9 protein-coding genes are annotated in these 16,880 nt (G+C 37.5%); 4 read left to right on the top strand and 5 right to left on the bottom strand.

Annotation, left to right across the window (positions count from 1 at the left end; all coding sequences use genetic code 11):
• Positions 1-302: 302 nt before the first annotated feature.
• From MUB18_RS15630 to MUB18_RS15620, 3 genes are all read right to left on the bottom strand, one after another.
• Positions 303-4,034, bottom strand: coding sequence for an SEC-C domain-containing protein (locus tag MUB18_RS15630; RefSeq protein WP_248753761.1), 3,732 nt, complete (start codon positions 4,032-4,034; stop codon positions 303-305).
• 254 nt (positions 4,035-4,288) lie between these two features.
• Complete coding sequence (locus tag MUB18_RS15625) at positions 4,289-5,659, bottom strand: hypothetical protein (protein WP_248753760.1); 1,371 nt, start codon at positions 5,657-5,659, stop codon at positions 4,289-4,291.
• Positions 5,660-6,307: 648 nt separating this feature from the next.
• On the bottom strand, positions 6,308-6,922 hold the full coding sequence (locus MUB18_RS15620; protein ID WP_248753759.1) for a helix-turn-helix domain-containing protein: 615 nt from the start codon (positions 6,920-6,922) through the stop codon (positions 6,308-6,310).
• Positions 6,923-7,974: 1,052 nt separating this feature from the next.
• Here MUB18_RS15620 and MUB18_RS15615 point away from each other — a divergent pair.
• From MUB18_RS15615 to MUB18_RS15600, 4 genes are all read left to right on the top strand, one after another.
• Positions 7,975-8,523: a hypothetical protein gene (locus tag MUB18_RS15615; RefSeq protein WP_248753758.1), complete on the top strand. Its 549-nt coding sequence runs from the start codon at positions 7,975-7,977 to the stop codon at positions 8,521-8,523.
• A gap of 155 nt (positions 8,524-8,678) precedes the next feature.
• Positions 8,679-13,277, top strand: coding sequence for a SusC/RagA family TonB-linked outer membrane protein (locus tag MUB18_RS15610; RefSeq protein ID WP_248753757.1), 4,599 nt, complete (start codon positions 8,679-8,681; stop codon positions 13,275-13,277).
• 23 nt (positions 13,278-13,300) lie between these two features.
• Positions 13,301-14,662, top strand: coding sequence for a RagB/SusD family nutrient uptake outer membrane protein (locus MUB18_RS15605; RefSeq protein WP_248753756.1), 1,362 nt, complete (start codon positions 13,301-13,303; stop codon positions 14,660-14,662).
• 10 nt (positions 14,663-14,672) lie between these two features.
• On the top strand, positions 14,673-15,983 hold the full coding sequence (locus MUB18_RS15600; protein WP_248753755.1) for a TlpA family protein disulfide reductase: 1,311 nt from the start codon (positions 14,673-14,675) through the stop codon (positions 15,981-15,983).
• Positions 15,984-16,046: 63 nt separating this feature from the next.
• On the opposite strand, the gene MUB18_RS15595 is transcribed toward MUB18_RS15600, so the two are convergent.
• The gene (locus MUB18_RS15595; protein ID WP_248753754.1) at positions 16,047-16,328 is read right to left on the bottom strand and encodes a hypothetical protein; all 282 of its coding nucleotides are present in this window, start codon (positions 16,326-16,328) and stop codon (positions 16,047-16,049) included.
• A 19-nt stretch (positions 16,329-16,347) separates the two neighbouring features.
• Positions 16,348-16,833 (bottom strand): MauE/DoxX family redox-associated membrane protein, encoded by a 486-nt coding sequence (locus tag MUB18_RS15590; protein ID WP_248753753.1) that lies wholly within the window; start codon positions 16,831-16,833, stop codon positions 16,348-16,350.
• Positions 16,834-16,880: the final 47 nt, after the last annotated feature.

Raw genomic sequence — 16,880 nt, 5'->3', positions numbered from 1 at the left:
ATGAATGAAAAATCGAATGGGGTCTTTTCTTTCATGACCATATCGTTTGAATAATTAAATATATAAATTCTTATTAAATTATTCCACTGACACAGTTCACGATACAGTCTCGCTATTTTCGAGTTTGGCTCGTCTGCTTAGTCACTTAGGTTCCGTTATTGGCGGTGTTTTTGATATTCTCATCATACATTCCATTCCTTTATCAAAAATACCACGAGACACTAATTGATGTTTAGCCCTTCTTCGGGTTTAACATCAATTAGAGATCAGTGACACAATTCACTTTACACTACCAAAAGCTTTCAATTGAAAGCTTCTAATCCATTTCCCTTTAAATTATAAAGTGAAATAAAGGGTATTGCCAATTGCCTTGTTTTAAGATAAGGTGTCAACATATCTTCCTGTGTTACGAAAAATGACTTTACTGTATAATCGGATAAATCCAAACTGTACTCTATACTGAGTTTATTCAAATTTGCTTTTAACCATTTATCTCGCTCCACATGCTTATCGATCCAACCTTTATCCGAACCACTGCCAAGCAGTTTGTCAATCTCCCCAATCATTTCTTTGATGTTTCGACTTGGGGCCATGCTTTTACATTCCAAACTGTAAATAGTCTTTGTAGAAGTGTCTATTACAAGAATGTCAACATCACCGATGTCTGTATGATTTTTAAGGGCTGTTCTTGGATTAATTGGAACTTCAGAATCAATTATTAGGTCATTTGTGTCAAATACATTTAGAACAGATTCCACTAATTTTTTACCATTACGCTGTGCCAATTTACCTAAGACTTTTTGTACTGGTCCATCTTCACGCACTCTGAGTCTGTTGGTGGTACATTGATCATACCAATACATTCTACTTGAAAGCAGTTGTCTAAGTCCCCAGTAAACAATTGGGTTGTCTGGGTCTTCGGGATTGTCAACCAAGATTAAAGGTTTTCGAAGCAGGGAAAGTCTTCTGTTAAACCGCCAAGGTGAAATGTCAATGTTGTCAAAACCAGCAGGAACATGATGAATTTTTCCTCTATTAAATAAACTCAGATATGCTATTGCTGTATTAAATTCTTCCTCGGAATAGGTTTGATCATGTTTATTTATTTCAATGAATAAATCTTTTTTAAGCATGGTTGCACATGCGTCAGGTTGAGAGTAGGCTATAATTCCCAAGTCATTTACTACCTTACACAACCTTGAGAAGGAGATTTCAAACTCCTCTGTAAAAGCATTATCAAGACTTTCAGGTACATCTGAGCCTTCTATAGGATTAAGCTGTGGAAATACTTGTTGAAACGTGTCCATAGCATCGCGTACATTCTCCTGCGATTTCGAATAATAATAAGGATCAAAGATTTCTTTGAAAAGCTGCTTAGATATACCAATTCGGCCAGAAGGCAATATACCCATCTCTATTTCAAAAAGATCAAATTCAATCTGATCACCTATAGAACCCCAGTCAATTATAGCGTTCATAATTGCTATAAGCTCATCTATAGCCGTTGTGCTAACAATCTTATTTCCTGCGACAGGTTCAGCTGCTATATGTTCTATTAAACACCTTACTGCGATGGTAGTTTGATTGAGTTTGGCAAGGCTATCCTGTAGATCACTTGTTTGTTGTTCCTGAGTAACAAAGCATGCGATTCGGGTTGCTGTTTTGACTCTTAGTTCTTCTCTTTTATGAATTAAGCTTTCATTGAGGTTAATTAATCTTTTGAGGAGAGCTTCATTAGGGTATTGGCTGATTGTTGTCTGCAACATAGGTAGCAACACTCGCATCACTACATCCCTTGTCAATTTGGTCTTTGAGGCTTTATCAGTAATCTCTCCAAACGGAGGGCATAAGTTACCTAATCCCGGAATAAGACTATTTAATATAGTGTTTACATTGAAGCCCTGTAAATATCTATGACCTGTAAGGTTTGAAGGATCTAGTAATAGGTTGTCAGTCGTATCCAGAATAAAGATTTTCTTCTTAACTCCAAGTGGTGCTGCTGCATCAACAATTTGATTAATTCTAGCAGACTCGATAGTCGGCTTTTGTTGAGCTTCCAATAGCAGATTTATTCCTAAAAGAATCTGTCTTGTTAATTCTCGCTCTCCTTGGTTATCTGCCCCATATAGATATGGTATTATGGCAGGTGGTATCCATATTGAGATAGTATTGCCATCAATAGATATATTGAAATAACCGGCCAGTTCAGGATCACGTTCAAAGTTTCGTTCTATAGAATTAAAACGGTCTTCTTGTTCAAATTCGAACCTAAAAACAATAGGTGTTTGCTCAAGATGAGATAAATCGGTATTTATAAATTCCTGACATTGCCACAACCAAAAAGCGATAGCGTCAGTCATTTCAAAGTATAAATCTCTTAAAGCGGGAGGTATGTCAAATGAATTTTTATTTGGGCAAACCCAAACAGGTAAAGGAAACCCTTCGACAGCCATATTGAGATTGCCTGCTGACAATTCATCAACGGAGCAATAAATTGGAGCATACTTATCCTTTCGTGTTACAGGGATGTTAGCAAGCCTACCTTCGACTAATCGAGTTACCGAATGCTCGTCAGAAAGAAGTTTTGCTTCCTGATATAAACTGCCTGCATATCCCGGTTCTACGTGAAGGATTATACCGGAACTGTCATCTGAAACATAAAAGGAATCATCATTTTCCTTGTATACTTTAAAGACATCTAGAAAAGAAGCTCCAAACATGTTGCTGTCTGGGATTTGACTATCTCTTGCATTGGCGAAATTCCAAAGGTCAAAAGCCTCATGTTCCTTCAATTTGACTAATGTTTCAAAATCATAGATTTGCATTGCGATACTTAGAGAATTTTCTGTATACCTATACATAAAGAATAGGTCTTGCCCCATGGATGAAATCAAGGAGATGTCCATAAATTGGTATCCATCATATTCAGGTAATGCTAGTGTATCGTTGATAATTCGTTGCTTTCTTTCTTGATGTGATTGTTTTCCTGATGTTAGATATTGGACGAACGCAAGTTTGTCATCATCAAAGCGATATATCGCTTCTCTTATGTTAGAGGCAGTATTTTCAGAAATTGTAGGAATATCAATTCTTGAAAAGCCGAGTTGCTTTAGGTGAAGCTGCGTGTAATTCCAAATTACATTATGATAAGTGTTGCTAACATCAGGGAGGCAGCCCAATGTATTTGCTTCTGAATGGATGAAATCGACTAAAGCATAGCTGAGTGTTGCCGGGGAGGTAATGATGTATTCACCATTGCGGTGAATTATTGGTTTAGCTAGCAATGGACTTTCCTCAATATGATCATTAACTAATTCAGGATCGTGGATGTCAAGGACAAACATGTTCAGTGCTTCCCTTGCTATCTGCTTAGATTGAAGCAATTGGGTTATTTCCTCCTCAGAAAAAGTAACAGCTGCTTTTATTTCTGCAAGTAGTGTTGAATCAGGAATAGATATGAGATTATTTTCAACTTCTTCAAATTGGTATTTGCCATATCTTAAACGGGTAGCAATTCTGTCTGAAAGATTTAATATTAGTAGAAATGCATGCATGCAATTGTTTTTTAACCAGTCTGGAATCCCTGAATCCGGCCAATTGTAAATTGCCGTTAACAGCTTGGAAGGCACATAGCTACCACCTTCTGTTATGCCTGGGAAAATAATGTAGTCACCACCGTAGAATGTGATTAAGTCTGTGAATAGGTTCGTGACAGGATCTTCCATATAATGTGAGGGGTAATTCTCATTTAGGAAGGTCGTTAATGCTGCTTGAGATACATTAGGCTTATCATCATTAAAGTTTCGTAGGCATATGCTGGAAAGCTCTTCGAAACGGACGTTCTTGCCGTGATTTTGGGCAAGCAAGGTGAGACCAGCGAAGGATTTTAGAAGGTCAATTGAGTTGCATTCAGAGAAGAAGGGAGATTGTTGTTGAGCATCTGAAGTACTAAACGTACGACTAGAGTCCATACAACACTTTTTGTATTTTTTGTCGCTACCACATGGGCATTTATCATTTCTTGTTATTTTCATATTGTCTAATAATTGTTTTATAATAAATAGGGAAGTTTACCAAAGAGGGAGGGCTTTACATGCACCAACGTAATAAACCGAAAATCGAATCAGACAGTCTTACATGAGCTTTAATCTCAATATACTTTCCTAAATATGATTCACTTTTGAGTGGTCAGTATGCTCCAGTAAATCCAAATGACATAATTTGAGTGACATTCTCTATCATACTTGATATCATTTTCGTTGGAAGTTAAGTTTGTTTGTCTTACCAATTAGGACTTTCTTGAGTATTTTCTGAATGCAGATATTAGTTGAAAAACGAGATAAGCATTGATTAGTTTAGCGATGCTATCTATTAGTATAGCGCCGTTTGTGTGTTCATCCTTTGCTATTTGAAACACTTTGTCAAATAAATGAATTGGATTTACGAAAGTTAAAAAATATCCTATTTCATCTGCTATTAATTCTGCGCTAAAATATACTTGACCTAATTGAAATTTTATCAATGTGTAACAAATAGCTGAAAATGACAAAAGAATAAAAAGAGCTCTAAGCCAAGATAATCCGAAATTGTTTGATAAAAAGTTTGTATACAAAATAAATTTATCACTGAAACTAGTCTTGTTTTGCTTGCTAAGTTTCAAAAACATATGCATTTCATGTTTTTCAAACTTAAGTTTTGTATCAATATCTTCATTCTTTTTATTGATAAGTTTTAGTTGTCTGAAAATTTCTTTTTTTGCGGCTAAGCTTTCGCTATTTATGTTTTCGTAACACCAATTTACGTTTACTGGGATTACTTCTATGATATTAGTGTTACTTATTATTATTCGTCTATATTTAGAAAAATCACTACTAGATATTTGAGCTTTTCCCAGATAGGAGTTCTTTAGTATAATATTGGAGTTCTCATCTAATGCTTCTAAAGATGTTATTTTGAAATTACCGTAATTTGAGAAATCGTCTAAGACAGCAGTTCCAATGTTTATTTTATTTAAAATCAGACTTGAGTCTTTTACTGCGCCGTGTATTTGGATCTTTTTTGTAGATAAATTTCTTACAAGATAATCAGTTTTATGATTTTGATGTGTGAAAATCATAAAATCATCGATAATGTCACTCCTGTTTAGATATGAAAAAGAAATCAATCCCAACGATTCAGACCCTTCTAGAAACACTTTTCTTATTTTACGAGGCTTGATGTATATGTCATTTTTTATTGTGTTACCACAAAAATGAAAATTTTCACAGGAGAACTCTTGTAGCTGAGGTGTTTTGTTGCCGTTGAAGGTGCAGCTTTTAAATTTTATGTTTTCACTATCAATGTTTTGTAGTGATATCTGTCTTTCAAATGTGCAGTTCTCGAATGTGATATCGGATACCGAGGTTAAATTTGACAGATTAAACCTTTTTAAAAAATTGCAGTTAAAAAATCGAATCGAATGTTTGATTTTTATTTCCTTTAAAATTACTTCATCTTCAAAAATACAATTGTTAATAATGATATCACTCCATTGGGAGATGTCTGTCTTTGTTATTTGAAGACTTTGAGAAACTTTTCTTTTATTTATTTTAGCGTAAGTATTCAGGGTATCTATAAAATTACGCACATCCGTTTCCCTATATTTTATTTCTTGTGTCATTAATAAGGTTGATTATATTTGAATTTAATTAAGTGTTAGAGTAAAAGCGGTTAAAAGTGATCAACTAGATATAAAAAGCTAGTTCGTTAAAAATAAAAAAATGTAATAGTGGTACGGGGTTCAACTTGTCCAACGGTAACAATTAAACATCTTCCTTATTCAACAACCACTTCCCTACTGTTTTCGGAAGCTTTCTATGTTGTAGCAATTTTAGTTTTTTGCATTTATTACATATTGTTGTGTTAGCGCGAGAGACCAGGATAGAGCGGAAGGAACCGGGTATCTGTATTTTGACTTCTGCATATAACTCCAATAAATTTTGGTAAAGATTAAGATCGATGATATCGGTTTTGAAATAGTTCTTGCTTAGCGTAATTGATAATTATGTTATTCATAAACCCTAGCACCTTTTAAAACGGTCAGCAAATGTTGACCATTCTGGTGTGTCGGCGTTGATATTTTTGTTATATCCTTAGATATCTTCTATATATGAAGGCAATATTTCTAAAAAGTCAGGTAATGTTTTGTTTTCTCAACCTTCAGGATTATTAATAAAGTCCTCCCGCAATAACCCTAGAAACAGGATAAAACTTTATCTAGCTGTAATTTTCAACTCGTATAGTGGATTACTCATAATTTAAAAGATTTTCATTTTTTATCAAGCCCCAGTTTTATTTCTTCTGCTAGGATTATTTCAGCTAATTTCTCTTTTGATAGTGTACAGTATTCGTTGAAATAGTCTTTATTGATATAAATGCTTTGATTTCTATATTTATGCTTTAGTGTTTTAATTTTTTCATTTCGAGGAGAGTTACTTAATAATGCTGTTACCTCGGTTGATATTTTATTTTCGAATTCACTCCCCATTAGTTTAAGCAGTAATTTTGAAGTGTTTGGTTTGTTTAAATTGCCTTTAAGTATTAACTCATCAAGCCTAATAGAAAACTTATTTTCATTATCTCTTATAATAATACCTTTCTTCTCCCGTTCAACTATCTTCACTCTTGTAGCCTTAGGAAGTTGTTCTAATGAAGGGATTAATGATTGTGGATTCGCAAAATGATAATAGGGAATCCCAAATGCACTTGCGATGTTTATCATTTTTTTTATATTCAGACCAACCTCACCATTAATTATCTTTTTTATATTAATGGAGGTAGTACCTGTCAATTTAGCAAGGTCTTCTTCAATTAATCCAAAAGTTTCAAGATACTTTTGGACTTGCTTACCATATTCCTTAAAATACTCTTCTTCTATACTCATTAAAATTGTTGAGTTTATTTTGACTTATATATTTTATTACTTATCTTTGTTTAAGCGATTTGATATTCTCGGCTAATAAGCCTTGATTAACGATGTATCTCGATCCATAAACGACTAATTTATCTCGAGAGAAACCGTGCAATCGCCCCATGCTCAAAAAGTTTACTACATTTGTAGTTCTTTATAGAAGAAGCATGTGGGTGGTTCCGCGTGAACTCTAGAGATTGAGCCAAACTCCTTCGAGAATAGGCAAAAAGGTTAGTCACCTATGGATCTAGAGTTGGAACCATCCCTTGTTTTTTTAAGGTTTTTTTCCACTCCTCGACTTACATCGTTCGACATAACCAAAAATTAATTATGATTAAACGAAAAGTAACCACCCAAAGAACCACCCAAGGCATGATCCAGGATTATTGTCTCAGGTTCGCTCATTTCAATTTAAAAAAGAACATATCCTGTGCGCCAGAATAGGGCGTTTAGTAAAACATAAGTATAAATAGGATAGGGGATTTTGTTCCAAATCTAAAAAGCGCATTTTGGAAAAAGCATGGGGTAGCGACCATACTTAATATTAAAAATGACGTTCTAAGAAGGTTAAAACTAGCTTGTTCCCATGCTATGATGGCTTATGTTACCGACTTTCATTTTGATATACAATTGCTTGCATAGGCTAAATTGGATCGGATTTTAGACTTCGTAACCTAAAATTACACTTTTCTAGTCATAAAGCAAATTATTGTCATCAAGTTTTATTGAATTACATCAATAATGGGAAGTCGGTTCTTGTTCTTTAACCCAAATAATGCAATAATGCAGACCATTATATAACCAATTGACGACGACGTAAAATTGCATTTTCTTGATTTAATATTTTTTTAACTGGTTTCCTTACGGCGCGAGCCATGTCCAAAAAGTAAGGTTTTAAGGGAGCCAATTTAAATCTTTAAACAATGCAAAATATTTGCAAACAGGTATGCTATGCGCCGTCCACAAGGAGGAAACGGTCTTCAATATGGTATGAAAAACATGTTGCAGTTATTAAAAAACCTGTTATGATAACACATTTACCCGAACGATTCTTTAAAAATGTGTCGTTACCAATTTCCGAAAGCTCCGCGCAATCGGCGATGAAGTATGTCATGAAGGAAAGACCGGCACAGCGTTATTACTCGCTCCTGATCCGCTTGTTAGAGCCTTCGGATTCTTTCAGTATGGTGGTGCGCAATGACAATACCGATTTACTGCGGATCTCACTGATCAATATGACCGTCTATGAGATTTATCTCTTTGCTTTGGGACTGCCTGCTAACTTTCCGATTAACCAAATACTGGTGTTGGGAGAACATAAGGAGCAGTTTATACCAACAGAAAAAGGGGATTGTGTGTCTTCATATTGCTATGAACTGGCGGTACCTGCACGGACAGAAAGGGAAGAGTACCGACAACGAATACTGAACGATCTCAACAAGCACTTTGGAATAGAAGTGACTTTAGAAAGATTGACCATCGTAAAAGATAGTCGAAAGGTATTGAGCATAGCAGGAGACTCTTTGGAGCTGATATGGGAGGTGCAACTGATGATGATCATGAAAGCCAAATAAGTGATAAGAGAAAAGCAAGAATTAACATTAGAAAAGTATTAAAAAGAGTTTCTACCTGTGAACTCCAGATGCTGCCGAGGGAAAAAGGCTTCATGATCAAGCCTCCCTCGGTAGTAAAAGGAGCAGGGAAGCTTTATGTCAAAAAAATTAAAATAATGAACATAAACATACAATATATAGTCAAGTTCTGGGATTATCTCCGGAAACTATTTAAACCTGAAAGGGAAGGTGTGCTATTGAGCAGAATGGGTACGGAATTACCTAAATTTTCTGTTCTTAAAAATACACAAAATAATAATATTGCACAAGCAACTAGTGTAGGTTTTATCAGTCAATATGCCTTCGGTGAAGGTTCGACAAACGTTCGGGATAACCTTGGGACTGGTTCGGGACTGATGCGGAAATCATTCGGCAGTTCTTCGACTGCTGTTCGGCAAGTTGCCGAACAGCAGTCGAAGCGCAGTCGAACAGCACCCGAGCAAGACTCGAAGGACTGTCGAGCACGTGTCGAAGCGGACTCAAACAACACTCGAAGCGGACTAGAAGAAAAAATATCAAAAAGAAAAAATACCGATTTTTTCCTGACCAACTTCGCCCCATCTTCTAGGTCGCTACGAGTGGGCTACGAGTGGGCTACGAGGTGGCTTCGACGGGAGTGGGGGAAAACTCGAAGCCACCTCGAAGCGGACTTGCGTGGAGGTAGAACAATGCTAGAACAAAGGTCGAAGAAAGGTATAAGAAATGGAGTAAATAGTCAAATGGATGTTTCGGAGCAGTTTTTGGCAGCAACCAGATCTATACCATATCCTAAGCAGATTCGGACACTGTTTTACCAAAAGCCGTCATTACACCGCTTCTGCACCGTCTTTTTCCCGTTCCTGACCCGGGAAATGGACGGTGCAGGGACTTTGCAACTGCGGTGCAGGGACAGGAAAGTTCAAAACAAGGTGCGAACAAGGTTAAAACAAAGTACGAATCAGATCCAAATAGGCTTTTTGTCTTTTATATCGATTTTGATGCAAAAAATAGTTTTCAAATTGGCCAAGAGTGTACCGTTAGTGTACGGGTTATTCACGGGGAGTGTACCAATGCTGTACCGAGAATGTACGGAGAAGCTACTGCGAAGGTACCAAAGAGCTACTAAAGCCAGTAGCTTGGCTGAGGATCTACAGGCGGAGCGTAGACCAGCACGGGAACACGGTGGTTCATGCATGTCCCAAGCATGCGTAGTGCATATGCTAAGTAATGGTAAAGCATGGATAGTGCGTAAAACGGTACCTGTTGATACACTATCCATGCACTATCAACGCACTATCTATGCTTCATCTATACTTGATCCTTACTGGAAGGATGCTTTATCTCAAATAAGCGCTTTTAAGCGATCTAATTTATTTTATCGGGCATCTGAGTGGTTTTGGATTAATAATCTTTCAAATCGCTTAGAATGCTTCTTAAATAAAAAGCTTGGAGCTATTCAGGATGTCTTGAAGACGTGCCACAAAGATTTTTTGTTAAAATCTAAATTTTCCGTTTCCATGATCGCACTGCTCGTGATGACCTTTGGCAAAGGGGCAATCCAGGCGCAGACCAAACCAAGTTATACCCTGCAGGGTATGGTCAGTTCTGCTGTAGATAAGAAGCCATTACAGGCTGTATCCGTGCGTGTTGAAGCGGATCAGGTGAAGACTTCGACTAACAAAGATGGTACATTTAGTGTTGCTGTTTCCCAACGCAGCGGTAGAGTGAAATTGACCTCTGTCGGTTACAAAACCGTTGAGCTGGATTATACCGCAGGCGCACTATTGCATGTGCAACTAACTCCTTTTGAAAATCAGCTGGATGAGGTCGAAGTAGTGTCTACAGGATACCAAAAAATACCAAAGGAAAGAGCGACAGGGAGCTTTGTTCAGATCGACAATAAACTCTTTAATAGAAAGGTGGGGAGCAATGTATTGGAAAGACTAGCGGATGTCACTCCGGGCTTGATCTTCAATAATGGTAAAGGCGGGGCTGCCCAAATGCGCATAAGAGGGCAAAATACCATATTTTCTGATGCATCGCCCTTGATTATCGTTGATAATTTTCCGTATGAAGGAGATATCAATAACATCAATCCAAATGATATAGAGAGTGTGACCGTATTGAAAGATGCTGCGGCAGCTTCGATTTGGGGTGCTCGGGCAGGGAATGGTGTTATTGTAATCAATATGAAGAAAGGTAATAGCTTAGGGGGTGAACAGGTGGAAATAAATGTCAATACAACCATCGGAAATACGCCCGATCTACATTATCAACCTATGATCTCGAGTGCTGATTTTATAGAAATCGAGCGGATGCTGTTTGATCGGGGTTTTTATAATAATTTCGAAATATCGCTAAGCAGAACACCTTTGAATCCGGCGGTTGAGCTGTTTATCCGTCAACGGGACCATCCTGAACAAAAAGGAGCTATTGAAGCGGAGATCGAAAAGTTGAAAGGATATGACATACGGTCAGATTATGAACAATATTTTTATCGGGCGCCTGTAACACAGCAGTATGCTTTTCGTACACAGGGTAGTAATGGAACCAATCGTTATCATGCTTCTGTGGGATATGACCGTAATCAAACGGAGGTTGTCGGCAACAACAGTAACCGGTTGACAGGTATTATAGGTAATCATTGGTCTTTCTTGAATAAAAAGCTGGAACTCACAGGACAAGCGGCTTTTACAGCACAGCGTAATGAAAGCAATGGACTAACCGAGATACACTATATGGGTTACCGTAATATCCCAACTTCAAAAATATATCCTTATGCTAGACTTGCCGACCAAAGTGGTCAGCCACTGGAAGTAACCAAAGATTACCGTTTGGGCTATCTCCACTCTGTAGCCAATGATGGTCTATTGGATTGGTCTTATAAACCGCTGCTAGACCGTGATCAGCAGGATAGGACAGGTAAAGGCAACGATCTCCGTATGGATGCGGCTATTCGTCATCAGATCAGGAAGGGAATACATGTACATGGTCAATATCAGTACTGGAATGGAAACGCCGCTAATAGGCAGTTGAATAGCATGGAGAGTTACTATACCCGTGATATGATCAACCGATTTACACAGCGCAATTTGTCGACCAATCAACTCGCTTATGCCATTCCAAAAGGGGGCATCTTAGATCTGGAATACATCCGTTCACAAGCACATAATGTACGTTTGCAAGCTGATTTTAATTTTCAAGTGGCATTATTGCATGAGATTAATGGGATCATGGGCTATGAAATCCGTGATCAGCATGCTGATGCAAACAAAACAAGATCTTATGGATATGATGAGCGTATAGGCATTAGCCAAGCGGTCAATTATAAGGATTATTACACCAGTTACTTCAATGCCTATAATACGTTTAATGTGATTCCTTTTATGGATCTCGAGACGGGTACTATTGATCGTTTTCGATCTGTTTTTAGCAATTTCTCTTATGCCTACGATGGTCGTTATACCTTTACCGGAAGTCTGCGTTTTGATGAGAGCAATCTATTTGGAGTGGATGCTAACCAAAAACGTGTCCCTCTATATTCGATCGGCTTAGGTTGGAATATCAGCAATGAACGTTTTTTTAAGGTGAAAGCTATTGATAGACTACACCTTAGAGCAACCTACGGTAGAAGTGGAAATATCAATAAAACACTGACCGCTTACACGACCGCCTATTATAATCAGGCCAATGTATTGACACAGTTGCCATTTGCTAGTATTGCTACGCCAAGAAATCCTGATCTGCGCTGGGAGAAAATCTCAACTTCGAATATAGGACTCGATTTTTCATTATTCCGATCTCGAATTTCAGGTTCTGCGGAGTATTACAATAAAGATGGTGATGATGTGATCGGTACGATTCCAACTCCTGGTACAGCGGGTATCAAAACAAAAACAGGAAATTATGCGCAAACAAATGCACATGGATTTGAACTGGTACTGAATACGGTACCGATTGATAAAAGCGTGAAATGGAGTAATCAGTTGCTGTTCAATACGGTCAAAGATAAAGTGACAAGTTATCAAGGTCCGGCTTTATCGGCTTTAAATGTCATGGGAGCTTCTGATGGCCAGTCAGCTTATCCGATAGTAGGACGTCCTTTATGGGCATTGTATAGCTTACCTTGGGGTGGATTGGATCCGGAAAATGGAGATCCTATAGGTTATCTTAACGGAGAAGAGTCAAAAGATTATGCGGCGATCATGAAAGCGGTGAACATGGATGCGCTCATTTATCATGGACCAGTGAGGCCAACACGTTATGCCTCTTTTCGAAATACCATAGAATGGAAACAACTGGCTTTTTCTTTTAACATGAGTTATAGGGGTGGTTATTATTTTAAAAAGGAGACGTTGAGCTATTATGATTTACTTAATGGCGTCACGACACATGGTGATTATGATCGAAGATGGCAAAAAACTGGCGATGAGAAGTTCACCGACATTCCGTCTTTTCAAGAGGTAATTAATACTCCACGTGCCCAAATATACACATACTCATCAGCTCGAATTTTAAGGGCTGATCATGTTCGTTTACAGGATGTGCGCATAGCGTATAGTCTTCCGCTGCATCGTTGGAATATGAAGAAGATCAGTCGATGCAGTCTTTATGTTTACGCTAATAACCTAGGATTGATCTGGAAGAAGGCTAATACCTCATACGATCCAGATTACGGACATGTTGAATATCTTCCTATTCGAACTTTCAGTCTGGGCGCTAGTATCATCCTTTAATCGTTTTTTTAAATATAACTATCATGAGAAAGAGTCATAGAAATACTTATATCATCAGTCTCTCCCTTGTCCTGACATGGACCGCATGCAGCAAGGAGTTTTTAGATGTCAAGCCACAGAAACAGCAAGTTGTGGTAGAGACACTTCAAGATGTTAACGCATTATTGGACAATGCCGAGGTGCTGAATCGTACCGATTACTTCCGGTTGATTTCGGATGGTGATCTGACATTCACGGAAAACAAACTTAAATCGGTATCAGAATTACAGCGTAATCTGTATCTGTGGAATAGAATAATTGATCCTACAGGGAAAAACACCTCGCCTTGGGATTTACCTTATCAGCAAATCATGTACGTCAACGTCGCCATGGAGACTTTAGACGCCATGAACAATTATGGCAATGACCGATCACTTTGGCAACGATTGTATAGCAGCGCACTTTTTTATAGGGCCTGGGCGCATTATCAACTATTGCAGGACTTTGCTCCAGGATTTAACAATGGATCAGATCAGTTGGGAGTACCCATTATTGCGGATAGCAAATATCCAAAATTGATTCAGAGAGCAACATTAACGGAATGCTACGATTTTATAATAAATGATCTAACAAGGGCAATAAGTGAATTGCCACTAAAAACAGATATAAAGACCAGACCGTCCAAGCAAGCGGCACATGCTTTACTCGCGCGGATTTATCAGAATCAGCATCAACATGATCTGGCACTGGTAGAGGTCAATAAGGCATTGGATATTGATCATCATGTACTGGATTATAATGATCTTAATTTTTCTGCTGCATTTCCTTTTTCTATGTTTAATTATCATACAAATCCAGAGATTATATTCTTTACCAATGCGGGCTTATCATTGGTATCAGTGGCTGGAGTGCAAGTGGCTGATGATTTATTATCTAGCTACCGTGAGAACGATCTGCGGGTAAAGGCTCTTTTTGATCGAAATAAACTTTATATAGGTACGTATTCTGGAAATTCTCTCTATCACTTTACGGGCCTGGCTATAGATGAGTTATATCTGGTGAAAGCAGAGAGCCTGATGAGAACGAATAGGTGGAAAGAAGGGATTGAGGTTTTAGAAGTCTTACTAAAGAAAAGGTACAAAAATGGACTACTACCAACGTTTACACCTCATGATGATCAAGAGGCACTGTCATTGATCTTGAATGAAAGACATAAAGAATTAGTTGGTAGAGGTACACGCTGGTCTGATCTGAAACGTCAAAATTTAGAGACTGCTACGCAAATAGATCTCACAAGAACCTATTTGAATGAAACTTTTCTATTGCCAGCAAATAGTAATCGATACGTTTTTGAAATACCCCAAACAGAGATCGAAATTTCTGGTATAGAGCAAAATATTCGTTAGAAATAAAATTATGAAAAATTTATTATGTGCACTTTTTGTACTGCTTTTTAGTCACGGTTTGATGGCGCAAAAGCAGTTGGTGAATATCGCTGTTGGAGAGCAAGTTCCCGATGTGGTGATTAAAGGTATAACAGATGCCAACTATAGTTCGGCATCCTTACATCAAATGAGCCAAGATCAATTGTTGATATTGGATTTTTGGGCTACTTGGTGTGCTCCATGCTTATACGCTTTACCTAAAATGGATAGTATACAACAAGAATTTAAAGATCAATTGAAAGTGATGTTAGTGACTTACCAAGGTGAAAAAGAGGTGCAGACTTTTTTTAAAGGCAGGATAAAAAATGGTTCTCCTGTTCCTAACCTGCCTAAAGTATTTGGTGATACATTATTGAGAAATCTTTTTCCGCACAATACGATACCTCACTATGTATGGATCAAGAATGGCTCTGTTATAGCGATTACGGAGTCTGTCGAGAGGGAGCAGGTCAAAAAAGCGCTAGTAGGACAAAAGGTAACTACCCAAACAAAGATCGATATGATCAAAGCAGATTATGACAGAGATAAAACTCCGCTGATTCAATTTCTAAATAATCCCCAGCAAAGGGAACAGAAGGGAAAAGTGGTTAATTATTCCATATTCACTAAATTTATTCCAGAACTGGGCTATAGTGGAGGTACATCTCTAGAATGGGATTCTTTGGGCAATATTAAACGTATCACCAATACGAATATCAATATTGTAAAACTGTATAAGATGGCCTACGGCAAGATGAGGACATTTATTAATGATGGAGCTGTCGATATTCTTTCTAATGATACTTTAGTAAGACGATTTAATGTGTCGGGAATGGCGGCAATGCCCATCATAGAAAAGAGAACATTTTGCTATGAAATCGTATCAGCAGATGATCATATTTTTGAAAAGATGCAACAGGATCTGAAAATTGCAGTGCCTGAATTTACTGCAAAAGTAATCGTAGCAAGGGACAGTTGTCTGGTACTAGAAAAAATCAATAATGATCTAGAAAGTTATGTAGTCGACTCCAAATCCAGATTAAGTGAATTTAAAGTAAACGGTAACTGTGTTTCTAACAAAAATTGTGATATGAGCAGCTTTCGCACTACTTTAGAAGCCGTTATATTTAGATACGCAAAATGGCCCATTGTGGATCAGACTGGATTTCTAAAAAGATTTGATATTGAATTTTGTTATGAAACAAATTCAATTGAAGACTTAAATATCGTGCTTTTGCCCTATGGTCTTCAGCTTTCCTTAAAAATTGCGGAGCATGAACGATTGGTTATCGAAAAAAGTTAATAAAAATAGCCTTTACCAGGTTTATCCGGTAAAGGCTATTTTCAATTTAATCAGTTAAGCATCCTAAAGACCTGGATAGTCTCCATCTTGAACTGATTGAAAAACCCCTGGTGAGGTTTGGATAGCTTTGCATTCTCTTTCTTCATTAAGAGTACAATTCAGACTTCCTGCTCCTCCCGGAGTGATCGGTTGCCAATTTGGCGTTTGATCTTCTGCATCAGCAGGGGTGGCATTGTAGTGTGTTGCAGTTTGCATTGCTGTTGCGTCTGCGTAACCTACCCCTGCGGAGAACATAATAGCAGCTGCTGCCATTACTCTCCAAAAATTAAATTTTGTTTTCATCATGATGATGATAGTTTATTGGTTATGAGCCTACTCTGGTAGCGGTTTTCGGCATACCCGCTTTATTTTTTTGATAAATATATAATGCAATTACAGCTAAAGTCCACATGATCAGACTAAAAACAAGATGACCTTTATAATTCATTTCTTTAAATATACCGGCACATGAACATGTTTCTTTGGCTATGATTTCAGATAATACCACTACAATAAAAAGGATGATAGCAGTAAGATAGGCTATTGATAATAGCAGTCCAGTTTTAAGGTTAAATACTAAAAAAACAAGGGAAATTATGGCCAGCACCGGAACGAAATAGGCTAAGAAAGTCGCTATAGGAGCTGGAAAAAACTGCTTATGCATGCTATCCATATTATAGGGCATATTGCCAAGTTTTATCGCTGCAGTATATGTCCAAAGTCCGATCAGGATAATTCTTATAATTTTGAGGATTGTATGCCCAGCTCTAGATGTAGCTAATGATTTGATATAAATTATTTGCTTTTTCATATCGATTAGTTTAGTCTTTTTAATCTGTTAATTCCTTCAGTTACTAC

This window comes from Sphingobacterium sp. PCS056 (genome assembly GCF_023273895.1).
Taxonomy (GTDB): domain Bacteria; phylum Bacteroidota; class Bacteroidia; order Sphingobacteriales; family Sphingobacteriaceae; genus Sphingobacterium.
The sequence above is the reverse complement of the archived record's forward strand: the minus strand, read 5'-3'. Positions and strand labels throughout refer to the sequence as shown.

Bases quoted from the DNA above. Each gene is read 5' to 3' on its own strand.
- MUB18_RS15625 (WP_248753760.1), bottom strand. From the start codon at position 5,659: ATGACACAAGAAATAAAATATAGGGAAACGGATGTGCGTAATTTTATA.
- MUB18_RS15595 (WP_248753754.1), bottom strand. From the start codon at position 16,328: ATGATGAAAACAAAATTTAATTTTTGGAGAGTAATGGCAGCAGCTGCT.
- MUB18_RS15610 (WP_248753757.1), top strand. From the start codon at position 8,679: ATGAACATAAACATACAATATATAGTCAAGTTCTGGGATTATCTCCGG.
- MUB18_RS15630 (WP_248753761.1), bottom strand. From the start codon at position 4,034: ATGAAAATAACAAGAAATGATAAATGCCCATGTGGTAGCGACAAAAAA.
- MUB18_RS15620 (WP_248753759.1), bottom strand. From the start codon at position 6,922: ATGAGTATAGAAGAAGAGTATTTTAAGGAATATGGTAAGCAAGTCCAA.
- MUB18_RS15605 (WP_248753756.1), top strand. From the start codon at position 13,301: ATGAGAAAGAGTCATAGAAATACTTATATCATCAGTCTCTCCCTTGTC.
- MUB18_RS15590 (WP_248753753.1), bottom strand. From the start codon at position 16,833: ATGAAAAAGCAAATAATTTATATCAAATCATTAGCTACATCTAGAGCT.
- MUB18_RS15615 (WP_248753758.1), top strand. From the start codon at position 7,975: ATGATAACACATTTACCCGAACGATTCTTTAAAAATGTGTCGTTACCA.
- MUB18_RS15600 (WP_248753755.1), top strand. From the start codon at position 14,673: ATGAAAAATTTATTATGTGCACTTTTTGTACTGCTTTTTAGTCACGGT.